Source organism: Streptomyces spongiae (assembly GCF_009377185.1).
GTDB classification, from domain to species: domain Bacteria; phylum Actinomycetota; class Actinomycetes; order Streptomycetales; family Streptomycetaceae; genus Streptomyces; species Streptomyces spongiae.
The window spans coordinates 1-18834 of the sequence record NZ_VJZC01000154.1 but is presented as its reverse complement, the minus strand read 5'-3'; the positions used below and the strand labels follow the sequence as shown (position 1 = coordinate 18834).

General features: G+C 70.7%; 19 protein-coding genes. 8 read left to right on the top strand and 11 right to left on the bottom strand.

From position 1 onward, the window contains the following. Nucleotides 1-32 precede the first annotated feature (32 nt). Entirely contained in the window at nucleotides 33-797 is a 765-nt protein-coding gene (locus FNH08_RS21565) for a thioesterase II family protein (RefSeq protein WP_152773133.1), read from the top strand. An 84-nt stretch (nucleotides 798-881) separates the two neighbouring features. On the opposite strand, the gene FNH08_RS21560 is transcribed toward FNH08_RS21565, so the two are convergent. Next, nucleotides 882-1832: an NAD(P)-dependent alcohol dehydrogenase gene (locus tag FNH08_RS21560; RefSeq protein ID WP_152773132.1), complete on the bottom strand. Its 951-nt coding sequence runs from the start codon at nucleotides 1830-1832 to the stop codon at nucleotides 882-884. Between the two features lie 338 nt (nucleotides 1833-2170). Here FNH08_RS21560 and FNH08_RS21555 point away from each other — a divergent pair, with 338 nt between their 5' ends. After that, nucleotides 2171-2545 carry a nuclear transport factor 2 family protein gene (locus FNH08_RS21555; protein ID WP_152773131.1) on the top strand — a complete coding sequence of 125 codons (375 nt, stop codon included), beginning with the start codon at nucleotides 2171-2173 and terminating at the stop codon, nucleotides 2543-2545. Between the two features lie 112 nt (nucleotides 2546-2657). Here FNH08_RS21555 and FNH08_RS21550 read toward each other — a convergent pair whose 3' ends face one another. From FNH08_RS21550 to FNH08_RS21540, 3 genes are all read right to left on the bottom strand, one after another. Beyond that, nucleotides 2658-3437: a DNA/RNA nuclease SfsA gene (locus FNH08_RS21550; protein WP_152773130.1), complete on the bottom strand. Its 780-nt coding sequence runs from the start codon at nucleotides 3435-3437 to the stop codon at nucleotides 2658-2660. Nucleotides 3438-3515: 78 nt separating this feature from the next. Next, on the bottom strand, nucleotides 3516-4514 hold the full coding sequence (locus tag FNH08_RS21545) for a helix-turn-helix transcriptional regulator (protein WP_152773129.1): 999 nt from the start codon (nucleotides 4512-4514) through the stop codon (nucleotides 3516-3518). A 132-nt stretch (nucleotides 4515-4646) separates the two neighbouring features. Continuing rightward, on the bottom strand, nucleotides 4647-5324 hold the full coding sequence (locus tag FNH08_RS21540; protein ID WP_322725035.1) for a uracil-DNA glycosylase: 678 nt from the start codon (nucleotides 5322-5324) through the stop codon (nucleotides 4647-4649). 187 nt (nucleotides 5325-5511) lie between these two features. Between FNH08_RS21540 and FNH08_RS21530 the strand changes: the two genes are divergently transcribed. Both FNH08_RS21530 and FNH08_RS21525 read left to right on the top strand, forming a co-directional pair. Further along, the gene (locus tag FNH08_RS21530; protein ID WP_322725033.1) at nucleotides 5512-6495 is read left to right on the top strand and encodes an N-acetylglucosamine kinase; all 984 of its coding nucleotides are present in this window, start codon (nucleotides 5512-5514) and stop codon (nucleotides 6493-6495) included. A gap of 193 nt (nucleotides 6496-6688) precedes the next feature. Further along, complete coding sequence (locus FNH08_RS21525; protein ID WP_152773127.1) at nucleotides 6689-7612, top strand: sirohydrochlorin chelatase; 924 nt, start codon at nucleotides 6689-6691, stop codon at nucleotides 7610-7612. 200 nt (nucleotides 7613-7812) lie between these two features. Here the strand turns inward: FNH08_RS21525 and FNH08_RS21520 are convergent, their stop codons facing one another. Together FNH08_RS21520 and FNH08_RS21515 are read right to left on the bottom strand one after the other, a co-directional pair. Continuing rightward, nucleotides 7813-8868, bottom strand: a complete 1056-nt coding sequence (locus FNH08_RS21520; protein WP_407704421.1) for a lactonase family protein — start codon at nucleotides 8866-8868, stop codon at nucleotides 7813-7815. Between the two features lie 295 nt (nucleotides 8869-9163). Next, nucleotides 9164-10510, bottom strand: a complete 1347-nt coding sequence (locus FNH08_RS21515) for an FUSC family protein (protein ID WP_152773135.1) — start codon at nucleotides 10508-10510, stop codon at nucleotides 9164-9166. Between the two features lie 399 nt (nucleotides 10511-10909). Between FNH08_RS21515 and FNH08_RS21510 the strand changes: the two genes are divergently transcribed. The 3 genes from FNH08_RS21510 (at nucleotide 10910) to FNH08_RS21500 (ending at nucleotide 12949) form a co-directional block, all read left to right on the top strand. Further along, nucleotides 10910-11638: an SDR family oxidoreductase gene (locus FNH08_RS21510; protein ID WP_152773125.1), complete on the top strand. Its 729-nt coding sequence runs from the start codon at nucleotides 10910-10912 to the stop codon at nucleotides 11636-11638. A gap of 116 nt (nucleotides 11639-11754) precedes the next feature. Then, on the top strand, nucleotides 11755-12231 hold the full coding sequence (locus tag FNH08_RS21505; protein WP_152773124.1) for an Lrp/AsnC family transcriptional regulator: 477 nt from the start codon (nucleotides 11755-11757) through the stop codon (nucleotides 12229-12231). A gap of 19 nt (nucleotides 12232-12250) precedes the next feature. Next, nucleotides 12251-12949: an HAD family hydrolase gene (locus FNH08_RS21500; RefSeq protein WP_152773123.1), complete on the top strand. Its 699-nt coding sequence runs from the start codon at nucleotides 12251-12253 to the stop codon at nucleotides 12947-12949. Between the two features lie 182 nt (nucleotides 12950-13131). On the opposite strand, the gene FNH08_RS21495 is transcribed toward FNH08_RS21500, so the two are convergent. The 3 genes from FNH08_RS21495 to FNH08_RS21485 form a co-directional block, all read right to left on the bottom strand. Then, nucleotides 13132-13629: a TIGR03668 family PPOX class F420-dependent oxidoreductase gene (locus tag FNH08_RS21495; protein WP_152773122.1), complete on the bottom strand. Its 498-nt coding sequence runs from the start codon at nucleotides 13627-13629 to the stop codon at nucleotides 13132-13134. A 33-nt stretch (nucleotides 13630-13662) separates the two neighbouring features. After that, a complete protein-coding gene (locus FNH08_RS21490; RefSeq protein ID WP_152773121.1) occupies nucleotides 13663-14304 on the bottom strand; it encodes a phosphoribosyltransferase in 642 nt (213 codons plus the stop codon). A gap of 138 nt (nucleotides 14305-14442) precedes the next feature. After that, a complete protein-coding gene (locus tag FNH08_RS21485; RefSeq protein WP_322725031.1) occupies nucleotides 14443-15792 on the bottom strand; it encodes a lysine N(6)-hydroxylase/L-ornithine N(5)-oxygenase family protein in 1350 nt (449 codons plus the stop codon). A gap of 122 nt (nucleotides 15793-15914) precedes the next feature. Here FNH08_RS21485 and FNH08_RS21480 point away from each other — a divergent pair, with 122 nt between their 5' ends. Next, on the top strand, nucleotides 15915-16862 hold the full coding sequence (locus FNH08_RS21480; RefSeq protein ID WP_152773119.1) for a methionyl-tRNA formyltransferase: 948 nt from the start codon (nucleotides 15915-15917) through the stop codon (nucleotides 16860-16862). A gap of 31 nt (nucleotides 16863-16893) precedes the next feature. Here FNH08_RS21480 and FNH08_RS21475 read toward each other — a convergent pair whose 3' ends face one another. Continuing rightward, nucleotides 16894-17802, bottom strand: coding sequence for an ABC transporter ATP-binding protein (locus tag FNH08_RS21475; RefSeq protein WP_322725029.1), 909 nt, complete (start codon nucleotides 17800-17802; stop codon nucleotides 16894-16896). A 4-nt stretch (nucleotides 17803-17806) separates the two neighbouring features. Next, the coding region (locus FNH08_RS21470; RefSeq protein ID WP_152773118.1) for a FecCD family ABC transporter permease at nucleotides 17807-18834 on the bottom strand (1028 nt) is incomplete at its 5' end.

Below are 18834 nucleotides of genomic sequence, written 5' to 3'. Positions count from 1 at the left end.
GTATAAGAGACAGGGATGACAGGCTGGGGGCCATGTGGGCAGAGGACGTGGACAGCGAAGCGTGGATCAGGCGGTTCCACGACGGGCCGGACGGCAGGGGCAGGCTGGTGTGTCTGCCGTTCGCCGGAGGTGCCGCCAGCTACTTCCACCCCTTCTCGGCGCTGCTGGCCCCTGACGTGGAGGTGCTCGCGGTGCAGTATCCGGGGCGCCAGGACCGCCGGTCGGAGCCGGTGCTCACCGACCTGGAGGCGATCGCCGACCACGTGTTCACCGCACTGCGCCCATGGGCGGGCGAGCCGCTGGCGTTCTTCGGGCACAGCATGGGCGCGGTCGTCGCCTATGAGGTCGTTCGCAGGATCGAGCGGGAGGGCCTGCCCGCCCCGGTCGCGCTGTTCGTCTCGGGCCGCCGGGCCCCCTCCCTGCGGCGCGCGGACAAGCCGGTCCACGAACTGGACGACCGCGGTGTGGTGGCCGAACTGCTCGCGCTGGGCGGGACGGCACCGGGCGTGCTCGCGGACGAGGAGATGCTGCCGCTGATCCTGCCCGCGTTGCGCGGTGACTACCAGGCGATCACGGAGTACCGCTGCCGGGAGCAGGGTGCCGTGCTGGACGTACCGGTCACGGCCCTGGTGGGTGACAGCGACCCGCGGGTGGACGTGGACGAGGCCAAGGCGTGGCAGGCGCACACCACGGCGGACTTCCGCCTGGAGGTCTTTCCTGGTGGGCACTTCTACCTGAACGACCGCGTGGCCGAGGTGGCCGCCCTGGTGCGCGACCGGATCGCACCGCGCGGCTGAGAGCGGACCGCCTGCGCACTCGCGCGCACAGTCGTCGGCGACGAGGTGCCGGCCTGGCGGGAGATGAGGCAAGGAGCAACTCGTTCAGGGGCGTGAGTCCACGACGATGAGTCCCTTGCCAGGGATCTTGCGGCCTTTCTCCAGGCCGGTGATCAGGTCGATGGCGGATTCGAACGGAACGGTCTCGCCGATCGACATCCGCAGATGACCGCCGACGGCCGCCCTGGCCGCGTCGGCGAGGATCTGCGTGGTCGGCTTGCAGAAGAAGATCTTGTGGCGGCGGATCAGTGCGGCGTGGAGGAACTTGGCTGGGCCGGCATTGATGTCCAAGAAGACGCCGCCCTTCTTCAGCATGCGCATCGCGGTCTTCACCGGGAGGGCTCCGGAGGTGTCGAAGACCACGTCGAACGCCCCTCGCAGGTCGTCTTTCTTCTCCAGGTCGGTGCGCGCGTAGTCGAAGACCGGCTCGACAGCGAGGTCGCGGGCACGCTCCACCGACGCCGCGCCGGTGCTGCCGGCGACGCGCGCACCGAGCATCCGGGCGACCTGCACGACAGCCTCGCCGACACCGCCCGTGGCGCCGACGACGAACACGCGCTGCCCCGAGCGCAGCCGGGCCCGTTCGACCAGCCCGTTCCAGGCCATCACCGCACCGGTCGGCAGCGCCGCGGCCTGCTCGAAGGACAGCTCGGCGGGCTTGACTGCCAGGTAGGACTCCAGCGTGACGACGGCCTCGGCGAACGCTCCGCTCTCCTTCAGGCGCGCGATGCCGAAGACCTCGTCGCCCACCTCGAAGCGGGTGACGCCCGGGCCCACGGCGCTGACGATGCCGGAGAAGTCGGAGCCCATGGCGCGCGGGAAGGAGCGTCCGGTCATCATCTTCAGCTCGCCTTGACGCAGCTTCCAGTCGATCGGGTTCACTGACATGGCCCTGACCGTGACGGTCACCTCCCCGTTGGCCGGGGCGGGAAGCTGGAACTCCTCCAGCCGCATCGTCTCGGGGCCGCCGTAGGTGTCGTACTGAATCCTGCGCATGTGTGTCTCCTGGGGGGTTCGCTCGGCTGCCGAGCAGGTTCACGCGGACGGAACGCGGGTGCCGCTGCGCTTTCGTTGCCCAGCCAACGTATGCGGACATACATGACACTTTCCGTCAGGTATCCGGAGAGACTTTGCGGCCGGGGGTGGTCGCCGCAGCCGCCCAAAAGTATTTCGGGATACATGACGCTCCATGTCATGTATCCCGCGCCAGGATGCGACACGAACCCGCCGGGAGCCCGACCGTGCGTTCCCGTCCGGAACCCCCGTGGCGCGCTTCACGCATCACGCCACATTTTTCACGTACAGCGATGAAAGATCTTGAAAGGAACATCCCCATGTCTGCCACCATCCGAACCGCTCAGAAGATCGCCGACGAGTTCGTCCGCGCCTGGCTCGCCGGTGACGTCGAAAAGGCGCTGTCCTTCCTCGCCGACGACGTCGTGTGCGAGGCCCCCAACGGCCGCTTCGAGGGGCTGGAGCGCTACCGCCAGTTCCTGGAGCCGTTCGCGAGCGGCATCATCAGCGCCACGGTCATCGACGTCCTGGGCAACGACACCCACGCCGCGACCGTCTACACCACCGACGTGCCCTTCGCGAAGGACTTCCGCGGCATCGACTACATCACCGTCGAGGACGGCAAGATCAACCGCATCATCAGCGTCTTCGACCTCTCCCCGACGATCCAGGCCGGCAACAACCCCCAGCACTGACCGAGGCCGCCCATCCGCGGCGGGTCCGGACCTCGATCGGCCGGGCCCGTCCACGGTTGCTCCCCACCGCGCTCACCCACCGCCCGCACCGGAAGAACAGGGGCGGAGGCAGTCAACCGACGAATTGTGGAGTCAGCTCATGCTGGCGGCTCACGCGCACGCCAGTGCGGTCGAGTTCGAAGTTGACCTGCCAGATCTCGACGCCGCGGTGCACGGCCTGGGAGACCTGGGCTCTGACGTCGGCGTGGCGGCTGCTCTGCTGGACTCGGAAGCCGGGGTTGTCGTAGAGGAAGCAGACCAGGAGGATCGCGCGCTCATGGGCTTCGAGGCTGCGGCCCAGCTCACCGATGTGCTTCACGAGCCGGTCGGTCGAGGCCAGCGGTGGGCGAGGCCGGGTGCGGACATGTTCCCCAAGGGTCACCTGGAGATTGTCCAGGGGGGTCTTCACCTCGACGTACGTGTCGCTGTTGACGAGGAAATCGAGGCGGGAACCACCGAGGCGGACCTCGCGTTGGACGGACTCCGCGGTGACGATCTGCGGCAGAAGCCCGCTGCGGAGCGCCTGTTCGACGTAGCGGTTTGCTGCGGTCTGGTTGATGCCGATCCAGGCGGGGCGCGGGGTGCCGGGCGGATCGACGCTGAGAGCCTCGACCGTGTAGGGGGTCTTGCGGGTGCTGCTGCGGCTGCGCGACAGCAGGCAGGGCACGCCGTCCACGACGAGGTTGCCGATACGGCCGGTGGTCGGGCAATGGCAGGCGACCGGCTTTCCCTCGATGTCGACGTCAATGATGAACCGGTTGGGACGTCGGATGACGACGGCCTGTGTCAGAGGCTCGGGGAAGTAGATCTTGTCGTCTCGCTCGTCGCCGGGTGCCGCAGCGGTATCCGCCATTTCGCCTCCGTTGATGCTTTCCTCAACGCTTTCGGGGCACTTTGTTTCCCTGTACTCGCGGTCATCGCACGCTCGTCGTCAGTGGTCCGTGGCGTCGGCGTACAGGGCGAGGGTCTGCCGGGCGTTGCGGACCAGGGCATCACGCAGTTCCGCAGGCTCCACGACCTCGATGGCGGGGCCGAACGCCTGCAGCTGCTCGGCCGCCCGCAACGCAGGGAAGCGCAAGAGCAGCTCCACCGGCTCTCCCCCGCTACCCGCCTCTGCCTCGGCCTGCTCCAAGGCCGGCGCGGGACCGGTCAACTCGGCTTCGTGATAGCGCAGGAACCGGGCCAGCACCGACCGCTGCACCTTCACGACCACGCGCACCGGGGCCGGGATCGCGTCGACGCGCTGCCGCAGCGTGTCCCACACCTCCGCCAACTCCACCCCGTCGCGGCGGCGCACCGACTCCTCCAGGAGCGACGCCGACAGCATCCGATCGAGGCGGAACATCATCGGCTGCCCCCTGTGGTCCGCCACCAGGTACCAGGCTCCGGCCTTGCTCACGAGCCCGTACGGATCCAGCGTGTACGAGTGCACCTGAGCGTCACGGCCGTGCCGATAGCGCAGCCGCAGTCGCCGGTCGTTGAACACCGCCGCTTGCAGTACACCGAGGTCGACCGCCGACGAGCGATGACTGCTGCGCCAGCGCACCGGGTCGATCATGATCCGCCTGCTCGCCAGATCGGCGTCCCCGCGAAAAGGCGCCGGCAGCGCCGCCATCACCTTCCGCAACGCCGAACCGATCGCCTGCCCCAGCCCCAGATCCGCATGAGCCTGCTCGGTGACCAGAACGAACAGGGCACGAGCCTCATCGGCGGTCAGTCCGGTGACGTCGGTCCGGTAGCCCGGCAGCAGGGCGATACCCCCTTTGCTGCCCCGCTCCGCGTACACGGGCACCCCTGCGGCCGACAACGCCTCGACATCCCGGAAGATCGTGCGCACCGACACTTCGAGGCGCACCGCCAGCTCGCTGGCGGACAGCTGCCCATGGGTCTGCAGCAACAGCAGGATGGAGAGCAACCGATCCGACTTCATATCTCAAGCATGATGGAGATACATGACAAGTGGAGTCATATATTGCCCACCAATCGGCCGGGCATCGGGGATTCGGGGCCTTGCGGCGCGAAGTCGGGCAGCCACTGCGGCCCCGATGCAGGCCACGCGCTTCTACGGCAGTCGCCAGTCCACCGGCTGCGCACCCTGCCGCAACAGCAGATCGTTGGCCCGGCTGAACGGACGCGAGCCGAAGAAGCCACGGTCCGCGGACATCGGTGACGGATGGGCGGACTCGATCGCCGGAAGGTCCCCCAGCAGCGGCCGCAGATTGCGCGCGTCACGCCCCCACAGGATGGACACCAGCGGCTTCCCTCGCGCGGTCAGCGCGCGGATGGCCTGTTCGGTGACCTCCTCCCAGCCCTTGCCGCGGTGCGCCGCGGGCTTGCGCGGGGCCGTCGTCAACGCCCTGTTGAGCAGCAGCACACCCTGCGCGGCCCACGGCGTCAGATCCCCGTTCGACGGCCGGGGCAGCCCCAGGTCTGAGTGCATCTCCCGGAAGATGTTCTCCAGACTGCCCGGCAAGGAACGCACCTCGGGCGCCACCGCGAAACTCAACCCGATCGCCATCCCCGGCGTCGGGTAGGGATCCTGACCGACGATCAGAACACGGACGTCATCGAAAGGCTGCTGGAAGGCCCGCAGGACATTCGCCCCGGACGGAAGGTAGGTCCGGCCGGCCGCCACCTCGGCCCGGAGGAAGTCCCCCATCGCCGCGACGCGTTCGGCCGCAGGCTCGAGAGCCTTCGCCCAGCCTGCTTCAACAAGTTCATGCAAAGGTCGTGGTGCCACAGCGCGTCACCCTACTGGCACACACCGGGGTCCCGCACAAACACGGAAGCACCCACGCACGACGCCACCCTCGGCGCTACTCTTCCCCCATGTTCGCGAACCGCGGTTTCCTCGGCTCCCGCCCGTGCAGCCGCGCCACCGACCTGTTCGCCCGGCGGGGAGCGCGGCCCGTGGACCGGCGCCTGCCGTGACGGGCATCGGGGCGGCGCCCGTCGTACTCGCCGTGGACTCGGGTGGCTCCGGGCTCCGCGTGGTGCTGGCCTCGGAAGGCCGGGCCCGCAGCGCTCCGTCGGTGTCCAAGGAGCCGGTGCGGACCGGCCCGCGGGGCATCGACGCCGGACATCTGCTGGAGCAGCTCGTGCCCATGGCACGGCAGTTGCTCAACGACGCCGGGAGCGGTCCGCCGTGTGCGGTGGCCGTCGGCGCCACCGGGTTCGCGACCCTGGGAGACCAGATGCGCGCCGAGCTGCCGGCGGCCCTGGGACGTGAGCTCGGTGTGCGGAGGGTCGCACTGGTCGCCGACGCGGTCACCGCGTACACGGGCGCCCTCGGGACGCGGGCGGGTGCGGTGGTCGCCGGCGGCACCGGACTGATCGCGATCGGCACCGATCTGAGGAGCTGGCGCCGGGCGGACGGCTGGGGCCATCTCCTCGGCGACTGCGGTGGCGGGGCGTGGATCGGGCGGGCGGGCCTGGAGGCCGCGGTGCGCGCCCACGACGGCCGGCCGGGCGGCTCGGCGCGGCTGCTGGCCCGCGCCGAGGAACTCTTCGGGCCGGTTGCCGGGCTGCCGGGGCGGCTCTACCCGCGCACCGACCGTGCCGCGGTGCTGGCCTCCTTCGCGCCCGAGGTGGCGGCCTGCGCCGAGGCCGATCCGGTGGCCGCGGAGGTGCTGCGTGCGGCGGCCCGGCACATGGCCGAGTCCGCGGCCGCCGTCTGCCCCGCGTCGGGCGAGCCCCGTGTCGCTCTCACCGGCGGCCTGTTCGGAATGGGCGATCCTCTCCTCGTCCCCCTGGATGCGGAGTTGGCGGAGCGGCTGCCGCACGCACGGCGCGTGGCGGCCGAGGGTGATCCGCTGCACGGCGCGGTGCGCATCGCGACCGAGTTGGCCGAAGGGGTACCGGGCCTGCCGGGTGACGAGAGGATGCTGCACGTGCAACTGGCCGAAAAGTAGTACCACAAAACGGACTCGGATCTTCCCGTCCGTCACACTGTGAGATGAGCCACTCCTGCTACCGCATGTCAGCGAGGAGCCGCACGGTTTCCTGTCGATCCTCACATAACCCATCAGACAAATCCGGACGGATACCGCTCACCTGCACCCTCCCCGAACAGGGGAGCCCAGGAAGCCAGTAGCATGCGGCGCCATGAGCTCCCCCACTGGGCCCGCATCCGGCCTGCCTGTACGAATGCCGCGACCCCGCCAGCCCGGGCGGCACCGCCGCCCCGAGCCCCTGGCGGCTCCTGAAGGCGCGCCCGCGCTCGTCCTCGCGGTGCCCGGCACGCCCAGCGCCGCCACACGCAGCCTCGCCGAGGAGGTCGTGAGCATCGCGCGCTCCGAGCTGCCCGGCCTGGACGCGCGGATCGGATACCTCGACGGGGACGACGACGAGTTCCCGACCCTCCAGTCCGTGCTCGCCCGCGCCGCCGAGGAGCGCACCGCCCGCTTCGAGCAGGCCCGCGCCGCCGGTATGGACGTCAGGGAGCCGGACGGTCCTGTCGCCGTCGTCGTGCCCCTTCTCGCGGGTCCGGACAGCTCGTTGCTGCGCCAGGTCCGCCAGGCCGTCATGGAGAGCCGTATCGCGGCCGATCTGACCGACGTCCTCGGTCCGCACCCGCTGCTCGCCGAGGCGCTGCACGTGCGGCTGTCCGAGGCCGGCCTGGCGCGCGCCGACCGCGCCCGCCTGTTCACCGTGGCGACCGCCGCGGACGGCATCATCCTCGCCTCCGTCGGCGGCGACGAGGCCGTGCAGGCCGCCGGGATCACCGGCATGCTGCTCGCCGCCCGCCTCGCGGTGCCGGTGATGGCCGCGGCGCTCGACCAGGAGGGCTCGATCGCGTCCGTCGCCGAGCAGTTGCGCTCCTCGGGCTCGCAGAACCTCGCGCTCGCCCCGTACCTGATCGGCCCGGAGATCGACGCCGGCCTGCTCGACGCGGCCGCCAAGGAGGCCGGCTGCTCCACCGCCGAGGCCCTCGGCCCGTACCCGGCGATCGGCAAGCTGGCGCTCGACAAGTACACGTCGGCGCTGGGCATCACCCCCCAGCAGCCGCAGGGCATGCCGGTGCGCTGAGCCGCGTGCCGCTGCCCGCCGGGAGCCGGGTTGCGTGCAGGGCCCGCCCCCTCTCGGGAGCGGGCCCCTCGCGATGCGCCCCCGCGGCGGCCTCGGCGCGTGAGGGGCGGGACCTGCGGCGGTGCGGGCAGCTGGGGGCCGTGGCGGCCAACCACGACATACCGGCAGCCAACGAACCGCGATCCGTACCGGTCAGCGCCTCAGCCCAGGATCACGCACGAGGCCGCGGGAACCTCGATCGACCCTTCCGGGCGCGGCACGCCCGTGTCCGGGTCGACCGAGAACCAGCTCACTTTCCCCGAGCGCTCGTTCGCGACGTACAGGTATCCGCCCGAGGCCGTGAGCGCGCGCGGCCAGTGGCCGCCGCACGGGACCGTGCCCACGAGCGCGAGCTTCTCCCCGTCCCCGTCGACCGTGAGGACAGAGAGCACGTCCTGGCCGCGTGTCGCGGTCCACACGTAGCGGCCGTCAGGAGACACGACGATGCCCGACGGGTAGGCGTCGCCGTCCGGAGTGCCCGGCAGCACCGGGATCTCGCCGAGCGGTGTCAGCTCGCCGCTGCCGGCGTCCCAGCGGCAGACGGTGACGATGGGCGTGAGTTCGTGCAGCACGTACGCGTACGAGTTGTTCGGGTGGAAGGCCAGGTGGCGGGGCCCGGAACCGGGTCGGAGCGTGGTCAGGCGGCGCAGGACGGGCACCCCGGCGTCCAGCTCGCACACCAGCACCGAGTCCGTGCCCAGGTCGACGTCGACGACCCAGCGGCCACTCGGATCCGGCTGCACCTGGTGGGCGTGCGGCCCTTCCTGGCGCTGCTCGTCCGGCCCCGAGCCGGTGTGCCGGAGGACTCCGGAGGCGCTGTCCGCGAGGGTTCCGTCGGCGCGCAGGGGTACGGCGGTGACGCTGCCGGAGCCGTAGTTGGCCGTCAGGACGTGCCCGGCGACGAGGCCGAGGTGAGTGGGCCCGTCGCCGTGGACCGGCACCGGCGGCCCGGCGAGCTCAGGCCGGTCGCCGGTCACGCGGTACGCCGCGACCGCGCCCTCGGCCGTCTCGCTGACCGCGTAGAGGATGTCGCCGCCCGGTGACAGGGCGAGATACGACGGATCGGGGACGTCGTCCGCGCGGCTCAGGGCGGTCAGCGCGCCGTTCGTCTCGTCCACGGCGGCCACGACGACGCCGGGACCGCCCGCGCTCGTGAACGAGCCGATGAACGCCCGTCGCCCCCTGCCGCCCTCCGCGCCCACATCTGCCACTGCCACTGCCGTCCCCTCTCGGTGACATGCCTGCCGGCACCGTGCCGTTTGGCGCAGACGGTAGCAGCAGGTCTAGACCAGACTGCCCTCCCCCTGGGTTCCGCGCGACGAGTCGCGGAGAATCGCAGTGCAGCGCGCCACCCTTTCGGGTGATTGCCCCCCTTCGAGTGATCGAGAAGTCGCCTACGTCAGGTGGAGCGCGGGGATCGACCACGCGGAGGAGGTCGATCGCCGGATGCTGAGCTTCATGGCCTGCGTCGGCTGGCGGCCCGGGTGCCGGCCCCGCACCTGCGGGCGCCGTTCACGCCCTCGCCGACGGTGAGCGCGGTGGCGTCCCCACCGCCAGGTCCGACAGGGACTTCTCGAGGTCGCGCAGATGCACGAGGGACGCTCCGGAGTGCCGCCGGCCGCGCACCTCGCCCACACAGTCGTCAAGCAACTCGATCACCTGACGGGCACGGGCCTTGCGGACGTGGAAGGGGTTCAAAGGGTGTACCAGCGGAGCCAGCGCCACCTTCACCCGGCCCACGAACAGTTCCAGTTCGGCGCCGTGCGGTGCCGGATCGGCCTCCATATCACCGGCGAGGCGAGCAGCCGCGGCAGCAGTGGCCGCGTGCACGCACTGCAGTGCCCGCTGGATCCAGGCATCGTTCGTCGCGTGCGTCGTGACCGGCAGCACCAGCACCACGGCCAACGCGGCACACAGCGCACCCACGCCTGTCTCCACGAGACGGAGCACCAGCAGGCTGATGTCCAGGACGCCCAGCAGGCCGTAGAGCAGGCTGGCCATGACCGTCACCGCGAGCACCATCCAGGAGTACGAGACGGCGGCGGTGTAGAAGATCCCGAAGACGCAGACCGCGACCAGGACGGCCGACGGCACGAGCGCACCGTGCAGCGGAACGGCGACGACAAGGCCGACGACGACCCCGATCATGGTGCCGAGCACGCGCCGGAAACCGCGGACCAGGGTCTCGCCCCGCGAGGCCGTGTTGACGAAGATCCACCAAGCAGTGCCAATGGCCCAGTACCAGCGGTCTTCGGAGAGCAGTTGCCCGACGGACAGCGCGAGCGAGCAGGCCACAGCGGCCTGGAAGGCCTGCCGGGTGGTGGACCGCGCCAAGCCTGTGCCGGGCAGGGCGGGCGGAGCTGGGACGGGCGGGACATGACGCTCGATGGGCCACAGCAGGAAGCGCACGGTGCCGGCCGCCAGGAGGGCCGAGCCCATGGCCGCGTACAGCTCGGGCAGCTGTGTGGGGAGGGCGCCCAGGAACTGCGTGACGAAGAAGCTCATGAAAGCGAAGATCCCGAGCGCGTTACCGCGCACGCCCCAGCGCCGGGCGTAGACCCCGCAGAAGACGACGGCCACGAACGCCGCGTCGCGGGCCAGGGGGACGCCGTGCAGGACGGTGGCGAGCGCCAGCACCGGGAACCCGGCGACGGGCAGCAACGCCGTGGTGATCCGCTGGGCGCGGACGGTCCCGTCGGTGACGGTGAAGAGGGCGAGGAGCGCCGCGAGCCCCCCGGTGATCGATGCGGCGAGCGAGAGCCCGCACAGTTTGGGGACGGCGACGGCCGCACCGACGCCGATGACGGCGCGGATCGAGTTCCGCAGTCTGAAGTGCCCCGGGTCCGGGGCTGTGAACATCCTCTTCACGGCGGTGTGCCGCTCCTCCTTGCAGGGATGCGCGCCGTACCGGTAACCGCCCGGGGCGGCGGTCAGCGGGCACGGCGAAGGCACCGCGGTCCGGGCCCGGCCTCGTCGCCGCCCGGCGCTGCGCGGCGCCGTCAAGTACGTGAATACGACGAGGTAACCACCTTTGCCCGCATGGCTCAACAGCTCACTCTTCTGCTGTGCCATTGGCGCAGCAGAAGGGCCATCACGTCGGCCACCGAAGGGCCAACGGACCAGACAACGGGGTCATGGCCGCCACCGGTGAAGCCTGGAAGCGCAAGGCGCCTCCTCTCACCGCGCCCATCCTCTCGCCGCGCCCACACAGTGACCCATATGCCATATTCCGTACATACTCCCCACGAAGGGCATGTCATGAAGTTCGCGGTCATCGGCGGTACCGGTCTGATCGGATCGCAGGTCGTCAGGAACCTCAACGCCGCCGGGCGCGAGGCTGTGCCGCACTCGCAGTCCACCGGAGTCGACGTCATCAGCGGCCAGGGGCTGGACGAGGCGGTGGCGGGAGCCGACGTCGTCGTCAACCTGACGAACTCCCCGACCTTCGACGACGCCTCCCCGGCCTTCTTCCGAACCTCGATGGACAACCTGCTGGCCGCGGCCCAGAAGGGCGGCGTCGGCCACTTCGTCATCCTCTCGATCGTCGGCGCGGACCAGGTGCCGCAGCTGGACTACTACCGGGCCAAGGTCCTCCAGGAGGACCTCCTGGCAACCGGGCCGGTCCCCTACTCGATCGTCCGGGCGACGCAGTTCATGGAGTTCATGGACGCTGTCCTGTCCTGGACCGCCGACGGCGACACCGTCCGCCTGCCCGCCACCCCGATCCAGCCGATCGCCGCCAAGGACGTGGCCGCCGCGGTGGCACAGGTCGCCGCGGGCGCCCCGCTGCACGGCATTCACAACATCGCCGGCCCCGAGATCCTCCCCCTGGACGAGCTGGGCCGGATCACCCTGTCCCACAAGGGCGACAACCGCACGGTCGTGACCGACCCCACCGCCGGCATGTTCGCCGTCATCGAGGGCGACGTCCTCACCGACAGGAACGCCCACCTCGCCCCCACCCGCTACACCGACTGGCTCTCCTGACCGGAAGGCGGGAACGTGACCGGTCGGTACGGACATGGCTCTACAGATGCTCGGTTCACTGGTCCATCGGTACAGTCGCCCTTGATCATTCGAGGCAACCGGGAGGCCTGCGGACCATGGCCGTGGACGAGCTCGACACCCGCATCCTGCGGCTGCTCCTGGAGCAGCCGCGCACCAGCGTGCGCGAGTACGCCCGCATCCTCGGTGTGGCACGGGGCACGCTCCAGGCCCGGCTGGACCGGCTGGAGCGGGACGGTGTGATCACGGGCACGGGCCCCTCCCTCTCCCCCGCCGCGCTCGGCCACCCGGTCCTCGCCTTCGTGCACATCGAGGTCACCCAGGGCCATCTCGACGACGTGGGCGAGGCCCTGGCCGCCGTGCCCGAGATCATCGAAGCGTTCTCGATCACGGGCAGCGGCGATCTGCTGACCCGGGTCGTGGCTCGGGACAACGCCCACCTGGAGGATGTGGTCCAGGTGCTGATCAGCCTGCCGGGCGTGGTCCGTACCCGCACCGAGGTGGCGCTGCGCGAACGCGTGCCGCACCGGGTGCTGCCGCTGGTGGAGTCGGTGGGCCTGGCTGTACGGAGTTGATCACTGGCACCCTGATTCCATGAGCATTTTCGGCGACACCACTGTCATCTTCGATCTCGACGGAACACTCGTGGACAGCGAGCCCAACTACTACGAGGCGGGCCGACGGACCCTCGCCGAGCAGGGCGTCACCGACTTCACCTGGGCGGACCACGAGCAGTACGTGGGCATCAGCACCCAGGAGACGATCACTCTCTGGAAGGAGCGATACGACCTGACCGCCTCCGTCGACGAGCTGCTCGCCGACAAGAACCGCCGCTATCTGGAACTCGCCCGGGCCTCCACCACCGTCTTCCCGGAGATGCGATCGTTCGTGGAGCTGCTGGCCGAGGAGAGCGTTCCCATGGCCGTGGCCTCCGGGTCGTCGCGGGGGGCCATAGAGGCGATCCTGAACGGCACGGGTCTCGCCGACCGGCTGAAGACCGTGGTCTCGGCCGACGAGGTGGCCCGGGGCAAGCCCGCGCCCGACGTGTTCCTGGAGGCCGCGCGCCGGCTGGGTGCCGACCCGGCCGACTGTGTGGTTCTGGAGGACGCGGCGCCGGGCGCGGCCGCGGCCCATGCGGCCGGCATGCGCTGCGTCGCGATCCCGTACGTCGCCGCCCAGGCCGACGACCCCGCGTTCGCGACGGCCGGGCTGCTGGTGCGCGGCGGTCAGAGCGAGTTCACGGCGCGGGCGGCGTACGACTGGCTCGCAGGATCCTCGCCACGGCCCCGCTGACTCCTGCGGCGGCCCCCGCGACGGCGAGACTCGTACTCGCCAGGGCGAGGGACCTGGCCAGGCGGCCCGGTGGCTCGGGCCGGGCGCCGGGGGGCGACGCCGTACGTACGCCGCGCCGGGCGGATCGTCGGAGGGTCGCCGGGTGCCCAGGGCCGACAGGGGACAGCACGGCCAGGTCCGGGTCAGCTCGGCGGGAAGGTCCGGGTGGCGTCCTCCGCGGGTGCCCGGGACACCCGGGATCGGGATACCCGGGATGCCTGCCAGCCGTTCCAGTGCAGGACGGTGACCACGATCAAAGGGCCGTCCGGCGGGCGGCTGCCGTACTGGGGGTACTTGTGCCGCAGCAGGTCGATGGCCGCGGTGTACTCGGCCCGCGCGTCCTCCTCCGGCGCTTCGGACGGCACGATCCGGGCCCCGCCGTCGGCCCGTACCCACCACAACTGGTCCCAGTCCTCGTCGTACGCGTCCGCGAGCAGGCAGACGGCCGGGTGGACAGCGATGTTGTGCAGCCGCCTGAGCTGCCGGGACCTCTTCGGTTTGTGGTCCACGGCGGTGACGATCGTGTCGTCGTGCCCGGCGAACACGACCGGCACGAGGTGCGGGCGTCCTCCGGGGTCGACCGTCGCCAGCCGCGCGACCCGGGCCTCGGTGAACCGCCGCCGCGCCTCGTGGGGTGCCATGTCCGGCACCGCGTCCTCCCCTCCAGCGCTCCCTCAGCGGCCGTGCAGCGCCGTGAGCACGTCGTCGTCCGTCAGCTGGTCGAAGTTCTGATACCACTCGCCGACGGCCATGAAGGAGCGCGGCCGGTCCAGGAAGACCACGTCGTCGGCCTCCTCCTCCAGCATGTGGGCGGCTTCGGGTGCGCAGACCGGTGCGGCCATGACGACGTGTTCGGGTTCCCGGCCGCGGACGGAACGCAGCGCGGCGCGTGCCGTCGATCCGGTGGCCACGCCGTCATCGACGACGATCACAGTGCGGCCCCGGAGCTCCGGAGTCTCACGGCCCTGTCGGTACAGCGCCTCACGGCGGTGCAGTTCCTCCCTCTCACGGGCCACCAGGGGGGCGAGGGAGTCCTCGCCGATACCGAGCCGGTCCAGGGCACTGGTGTCGAACAGCGGCGGGTCGTCGCCCACGATCGCGCCGACGCCGTACTCCTCGTGGAACGGGGCGCCGATCTTGCGCACCACGAGGACGTCGAGCGGGGCGTCGAGTGCCCGTGCCACCTCACGGGCCACCGTGACGCCGCCACGGGGCAGGGCGAGGACGACGGGGTCGGGCAGCGCGCCCTTGTCGTGCAGGATGCGCAGTTGTTCAGCCAGTTCCTGCCCGGCCTGCCTGCGGTCACGGAACAGCATGTGCTTCCATCTCCCTCTGTTCCTCACGGGGAGCGCCCCCGCCCTCACGGGGAGCCACGAGATGGCCGTGTCCTTGTCGGAGGTGCCGTGTACCCGGCCCGAAGGCCGGCTACACGGCACCGGGAGAGGTGCGCGGACCTAGCCGCGCGCGGAGGCGGCCTGGAGGCTGTTCGCCGAGCGGCGGGCGAGGAGGGTGGCCCGGATCTCCCCGGCCCGTACGGCGACCGTGGACAGCAGGGTCGACGTGAGGCCGTGGGTGTGCTCGGTGCCGCCCTGGAGGTAGATGTCAGCGGTGACGTTCGGGGCCGTCTCCACGCGGTGGTCGCGTCCGACGCGGAGGGCGTCCTCCTCGTCGCGCAGGCAGAGCTTGCCGACCTCGCCGAGGTTGTCGCCGATGCCCCGGGGCTGGTAGCCGGTGGCGTAGACGAGCAGGTCGGAGGCGAGGACCTCACGTTCGCCCGTCGGCAGGAACTCCACCGTCACCCGTACCTCGTCGGCGCCCGCCTCGACCTCGCGGATGCGGGAGACGTTCATCATCCGCAGCCGCTCCTGGCCCTGGACCTTCTCCTGGTACATGGTCCGGGACAGTGACTCGATCAACTCCATGTCGACGACGGAGTAGTTGGTGCTGCGGTGGTACTCGAAGAGCGACTGTTTCACCTCGGCCGGTGCGCCGTAGTACAGGTCGACGGCCTCGGGGTCGAAGATCTTGTTGGCGAACGGGCTGTCGTCGGCGGGCGTGTAGCCGTACTTGGCGAACACCGAGCAGACCTCTGCGCCGGGGAGGCTGCGGTGGAGGTAGTCGACGGCCTCGGCCGCGCTCTGGCCCGCGCCGAGCACGATCGCGCGGCGAACCGTCCTGCCGGAGCGGACGAGTTCGTCGACTCGTGGCAGCAACTCGCTGTTGTGCCAGACGCGTTCGGACAGTGAGGCGTCGGGCGGCAGGTGCGGTTCCAGACCGGTGGCCACGCAGATGGAGCGGGTACGGCGGACGGTGGTGCGCCCCGTGCCGGGATCGCGGCTGGTGAGGTCGTAGAAGGGGATCTCGCCGTCCTCGGTGACGGGACGTACGGAGACGACCTCGGCGGAGTACTCGACGAGGTGGTCGACGCGGGCGGCGGCCCACTCGAAGTAGTCGTGGAACTCGATGCGGAGCGGGAAGAGCGTCTTCTGGTTGAGGAAGTCGACCAGTCTGCCGCGCTCCTGCAAGTAGCACAGGAAGCTGAAGTCGCTGGTGGGGTCGCGCATCGTCACCAGGTCCTTGAGGAAGGACACCTGCATGGTGGCGTCGTCGACGAGCATGCCGCGGTGCCAGCCGAACCGCGGTTGCTTCTCGAGGAATGCGGCGCGCAGCGCCTGCCCTTCGTGTGCCGTCGCGTTGTGCTCGTGGAGCGCGATCGCGAGTGCGAGATTCGATGGGCCGAAGCCGATGCCCAGTACGTCGTAGATCTCGTCCGTGGAGTCCGGCTCGCCCTGAAACGTCGTCACCGCGTCATCTCCTCCTGTTCTAAGAGGAGTACAGCGTTCCCCAAGCTGGAACACAGTCTCCCCCAAGCAGGCTCATGTTAGATAAGGTTAGCCTTACCTAGCAATGGCTGAGAGGGGCGCACATGCGGGTCGTCATGTTCGGGTACCAGACCTGGGGACACCGAACGCTGCAGGCTCTGCTGGATTCCGAACACGATGTGGTCCTGACGGTCACTCACCCCAGGAGTGAGCACGCGTACGAGAAGATCTGGAGCGACTCGGTCGCCGATCTCGCCGAACAGCACGGCGTTCCCGTGCTGTTGCGCAACCGTCCGGGCGACGACGAGCTTCTGCGCGCGTTGAAGGAGGCCGAGCCCGACATCATCGTCGCGAACAACTGGCGCACCTGGCTGCCGCCCGAGATCTTCGACCTGCCGCCGCACGGCACGCTCAACATCCACGACTCGCTGCTGCCCTCCTACGCGGGCTTCTCGCCGCTGATCTGGGCGCTCATCAACGGCGAGAAGGAGGTGGGCGTCACGGCCCACCGGATGGACGCCGACCTCGACATGGGCGATGTCCTGCTGCAGCGCGCGGTGCCCGTCGGCCCGACCGACACGGCGACGGACCTGTTCCACCGCACGGTCGACCTCATCGGTCCGATCGTCGCCGACTCCATGGATCTCATCGCGTCGGGGAAGGCGATGTGGACGCCGCAGGACCGTTCCAGGTCGAGCTTCTTCCACAAGCGTTCCCTGGAGGACAGCCGTATCGACTGGACCTGGCCCGCGGAGGATCTGGAGCGGTTCGTACGGGCCCAGTCCGACCCGTACCCGAACGCCTTCACGTACCACCGAGGCAAGCGCCTGCGCATCGTCTCGGCCGCGGTCTCCGAGAGCCGTTACGGCGGCACGCCGGGGCGGATCTTCATCAAGGAGGGCGACGGGGTCGTCATCGTCGCCGGTGCCGACGCGCGGTCCGGGCGTCTGCCCGGACTGGTGGTGAAGAGGGTGCGGACGGAGGAGGGCACGGAGTACGCGGCGACGGACTACTTCCGCACGATGGGCGGGTACTTGACGGCCCGCCCCTAGGGCGCCCCGGTGGAGGGCACCACGGGGCGGCTCACCCTGTGGTGCCCGACACGGGTACGGCGGACACGTCCGTGCCCTCCTGGCGGACTTCCTGGTCTGAGGGACCTTCGTGGTGGCGGCCCATCGGGACGATCAGCGGCGTCCGGCTGACCGGGTCCTCGCCGACCACGCAGCGCAGTCCGAAGACGTCCTCCACCATCGCGGCGGTGATGACGTCGGCGGGCGCGCCCTCGCCCGCGACGCGGCCGGCCTTCATGGCGATGACGTGGTCGGCGTACCGGCATGCCTGGTTGAGGTCGTGCAGGACCATGACGACGGTGCGGCCCTGGTGCCGGTTCAGGTCGGTGACGAGGTCGAGGACGTCGATCTGGTGGGCGAGGTCGAGGTACGTCGTCGGCTCGTCGAGCAGCATCACGGGGGTGCCCTGGGCGACCGCCATGGCGATCCAGGCGCGCTGACGCTGTCCGCCGGAGAGTTCGTCGACGGCCCGGTGGGCGAGGTCGGTCATCGCGGTGGCGCGCAGGGCCTCGTGCACGGCCTCCTCGTCGGTGGAGGACCACTGCCGCCACCAGGTCTGGTGGGGCGAACGGCCGCGCCCCACCAGGTCGATGACGGTCAGCCCCTCGGGGGCGACGGGTGTCTGCGGCAGGATGCCGAGCTTCTGGGCGAGGGCGCGGGTCGGCATCGAGTGCACCGAGCGCCCGTCGAGGTGGACGGCGCCCGCCTTGGGCGTCAGCAACCGGGCCAGGGCACGCAGCAGCGTCGACTTGCCGCAGGCGTTGGCGCCGACGATCGCGGTGACCTTGCCGGAGGGGATCACCAGGTCGAGGTCCTCGACGACGACCCGGTCGTCGTAGGCGAGACGCAGGCCCTCGGCGCGCAGGTCGGGGCCGTCGGCCGGAGCCTGGTGTGCCGGCGGCACGTCGTACTTGGATGACACGTTCTCAGCCTCCTGAACCGGCGCGGTTGGCGCGGACGAGCAGCCACAGCAGGACTGGTGCGCCGAGCACACCGGTGACGACCCCGACCGGGAGTTCGGTACCCGGGAGGGCCTTCCGCGCGATCAGGTCGGACACGAGCACCATCACGGCACCCGTCAGTCCCGCGGCCAGTGGCGGCGGACTGGCGGCGCCGGCCAGCCGCTGGGCGACCTGGGGGGCGGCGAGCGCCACGAAGGCGACGGGACCGGCGGTCGCCGTGCCGAACGCCACGAGGACCACCGAGATCAGCAGGACGGCCACCCGCACGGTCTGTACGCGGGTGCCGAGGCCGCGGGCCACGTCGTCCCCGAGTTGCAGGGTGCGCATCAGCCGGCCGAGCAGCAGCGCCGCCGGGACGAGGGCGGCCATGGTCACGGCGAGCGGGCCGATCTGGTCCCAGGTGCGGCCGTTGAGGTTGCCGACGAGCCAGCCGAGCGCCGCCTGCGCCTGGAAGCGCTGGCCGCGGGCCATGAGGTAGTCGGTGGCGCTGGTGCAGATCCAGGCGACGCCCACGCCGACGAGGACGATCCGGTAGCCGGTGGTGCCCTTCTTCCACGCCAGGACGTACACGAGCAGGGCCGCGACCAGCGCGCCGAGCAGCCCGAGGGCCTGGGTGCTCAGGCCGCCGTCCCAGCCGAGCACGATGCCGGCGACCACGGCCGTGCCCGCGCCCTGGGTGATGCCCATCATGTCGGGGCTGGCGAGCGGGTTGAGCGTCATGGTCTGGAGCAGGGCGCCCGAGATGCCGAAGGCGATGCCGACGAGGAGCCCGGCCAGGGCGCGTGGCAGGCGGAGTTCGTGGACGATGAGTTCGGTGGCGGGGTCGCCCGTGCCCACCAGGGCCTTCATCACGTCGGTGAGCGGGAGCGAGATGTCCCCGACGGACGTCTCCACGCAGAACGCCAGGAAGGCGGCGGCCGCGAGCCCCAGGCACACGGCCACGAGCCGGGGCCGCAGCACGCCGGACACGGGCGGGGTGGGCAGCCGGAAGG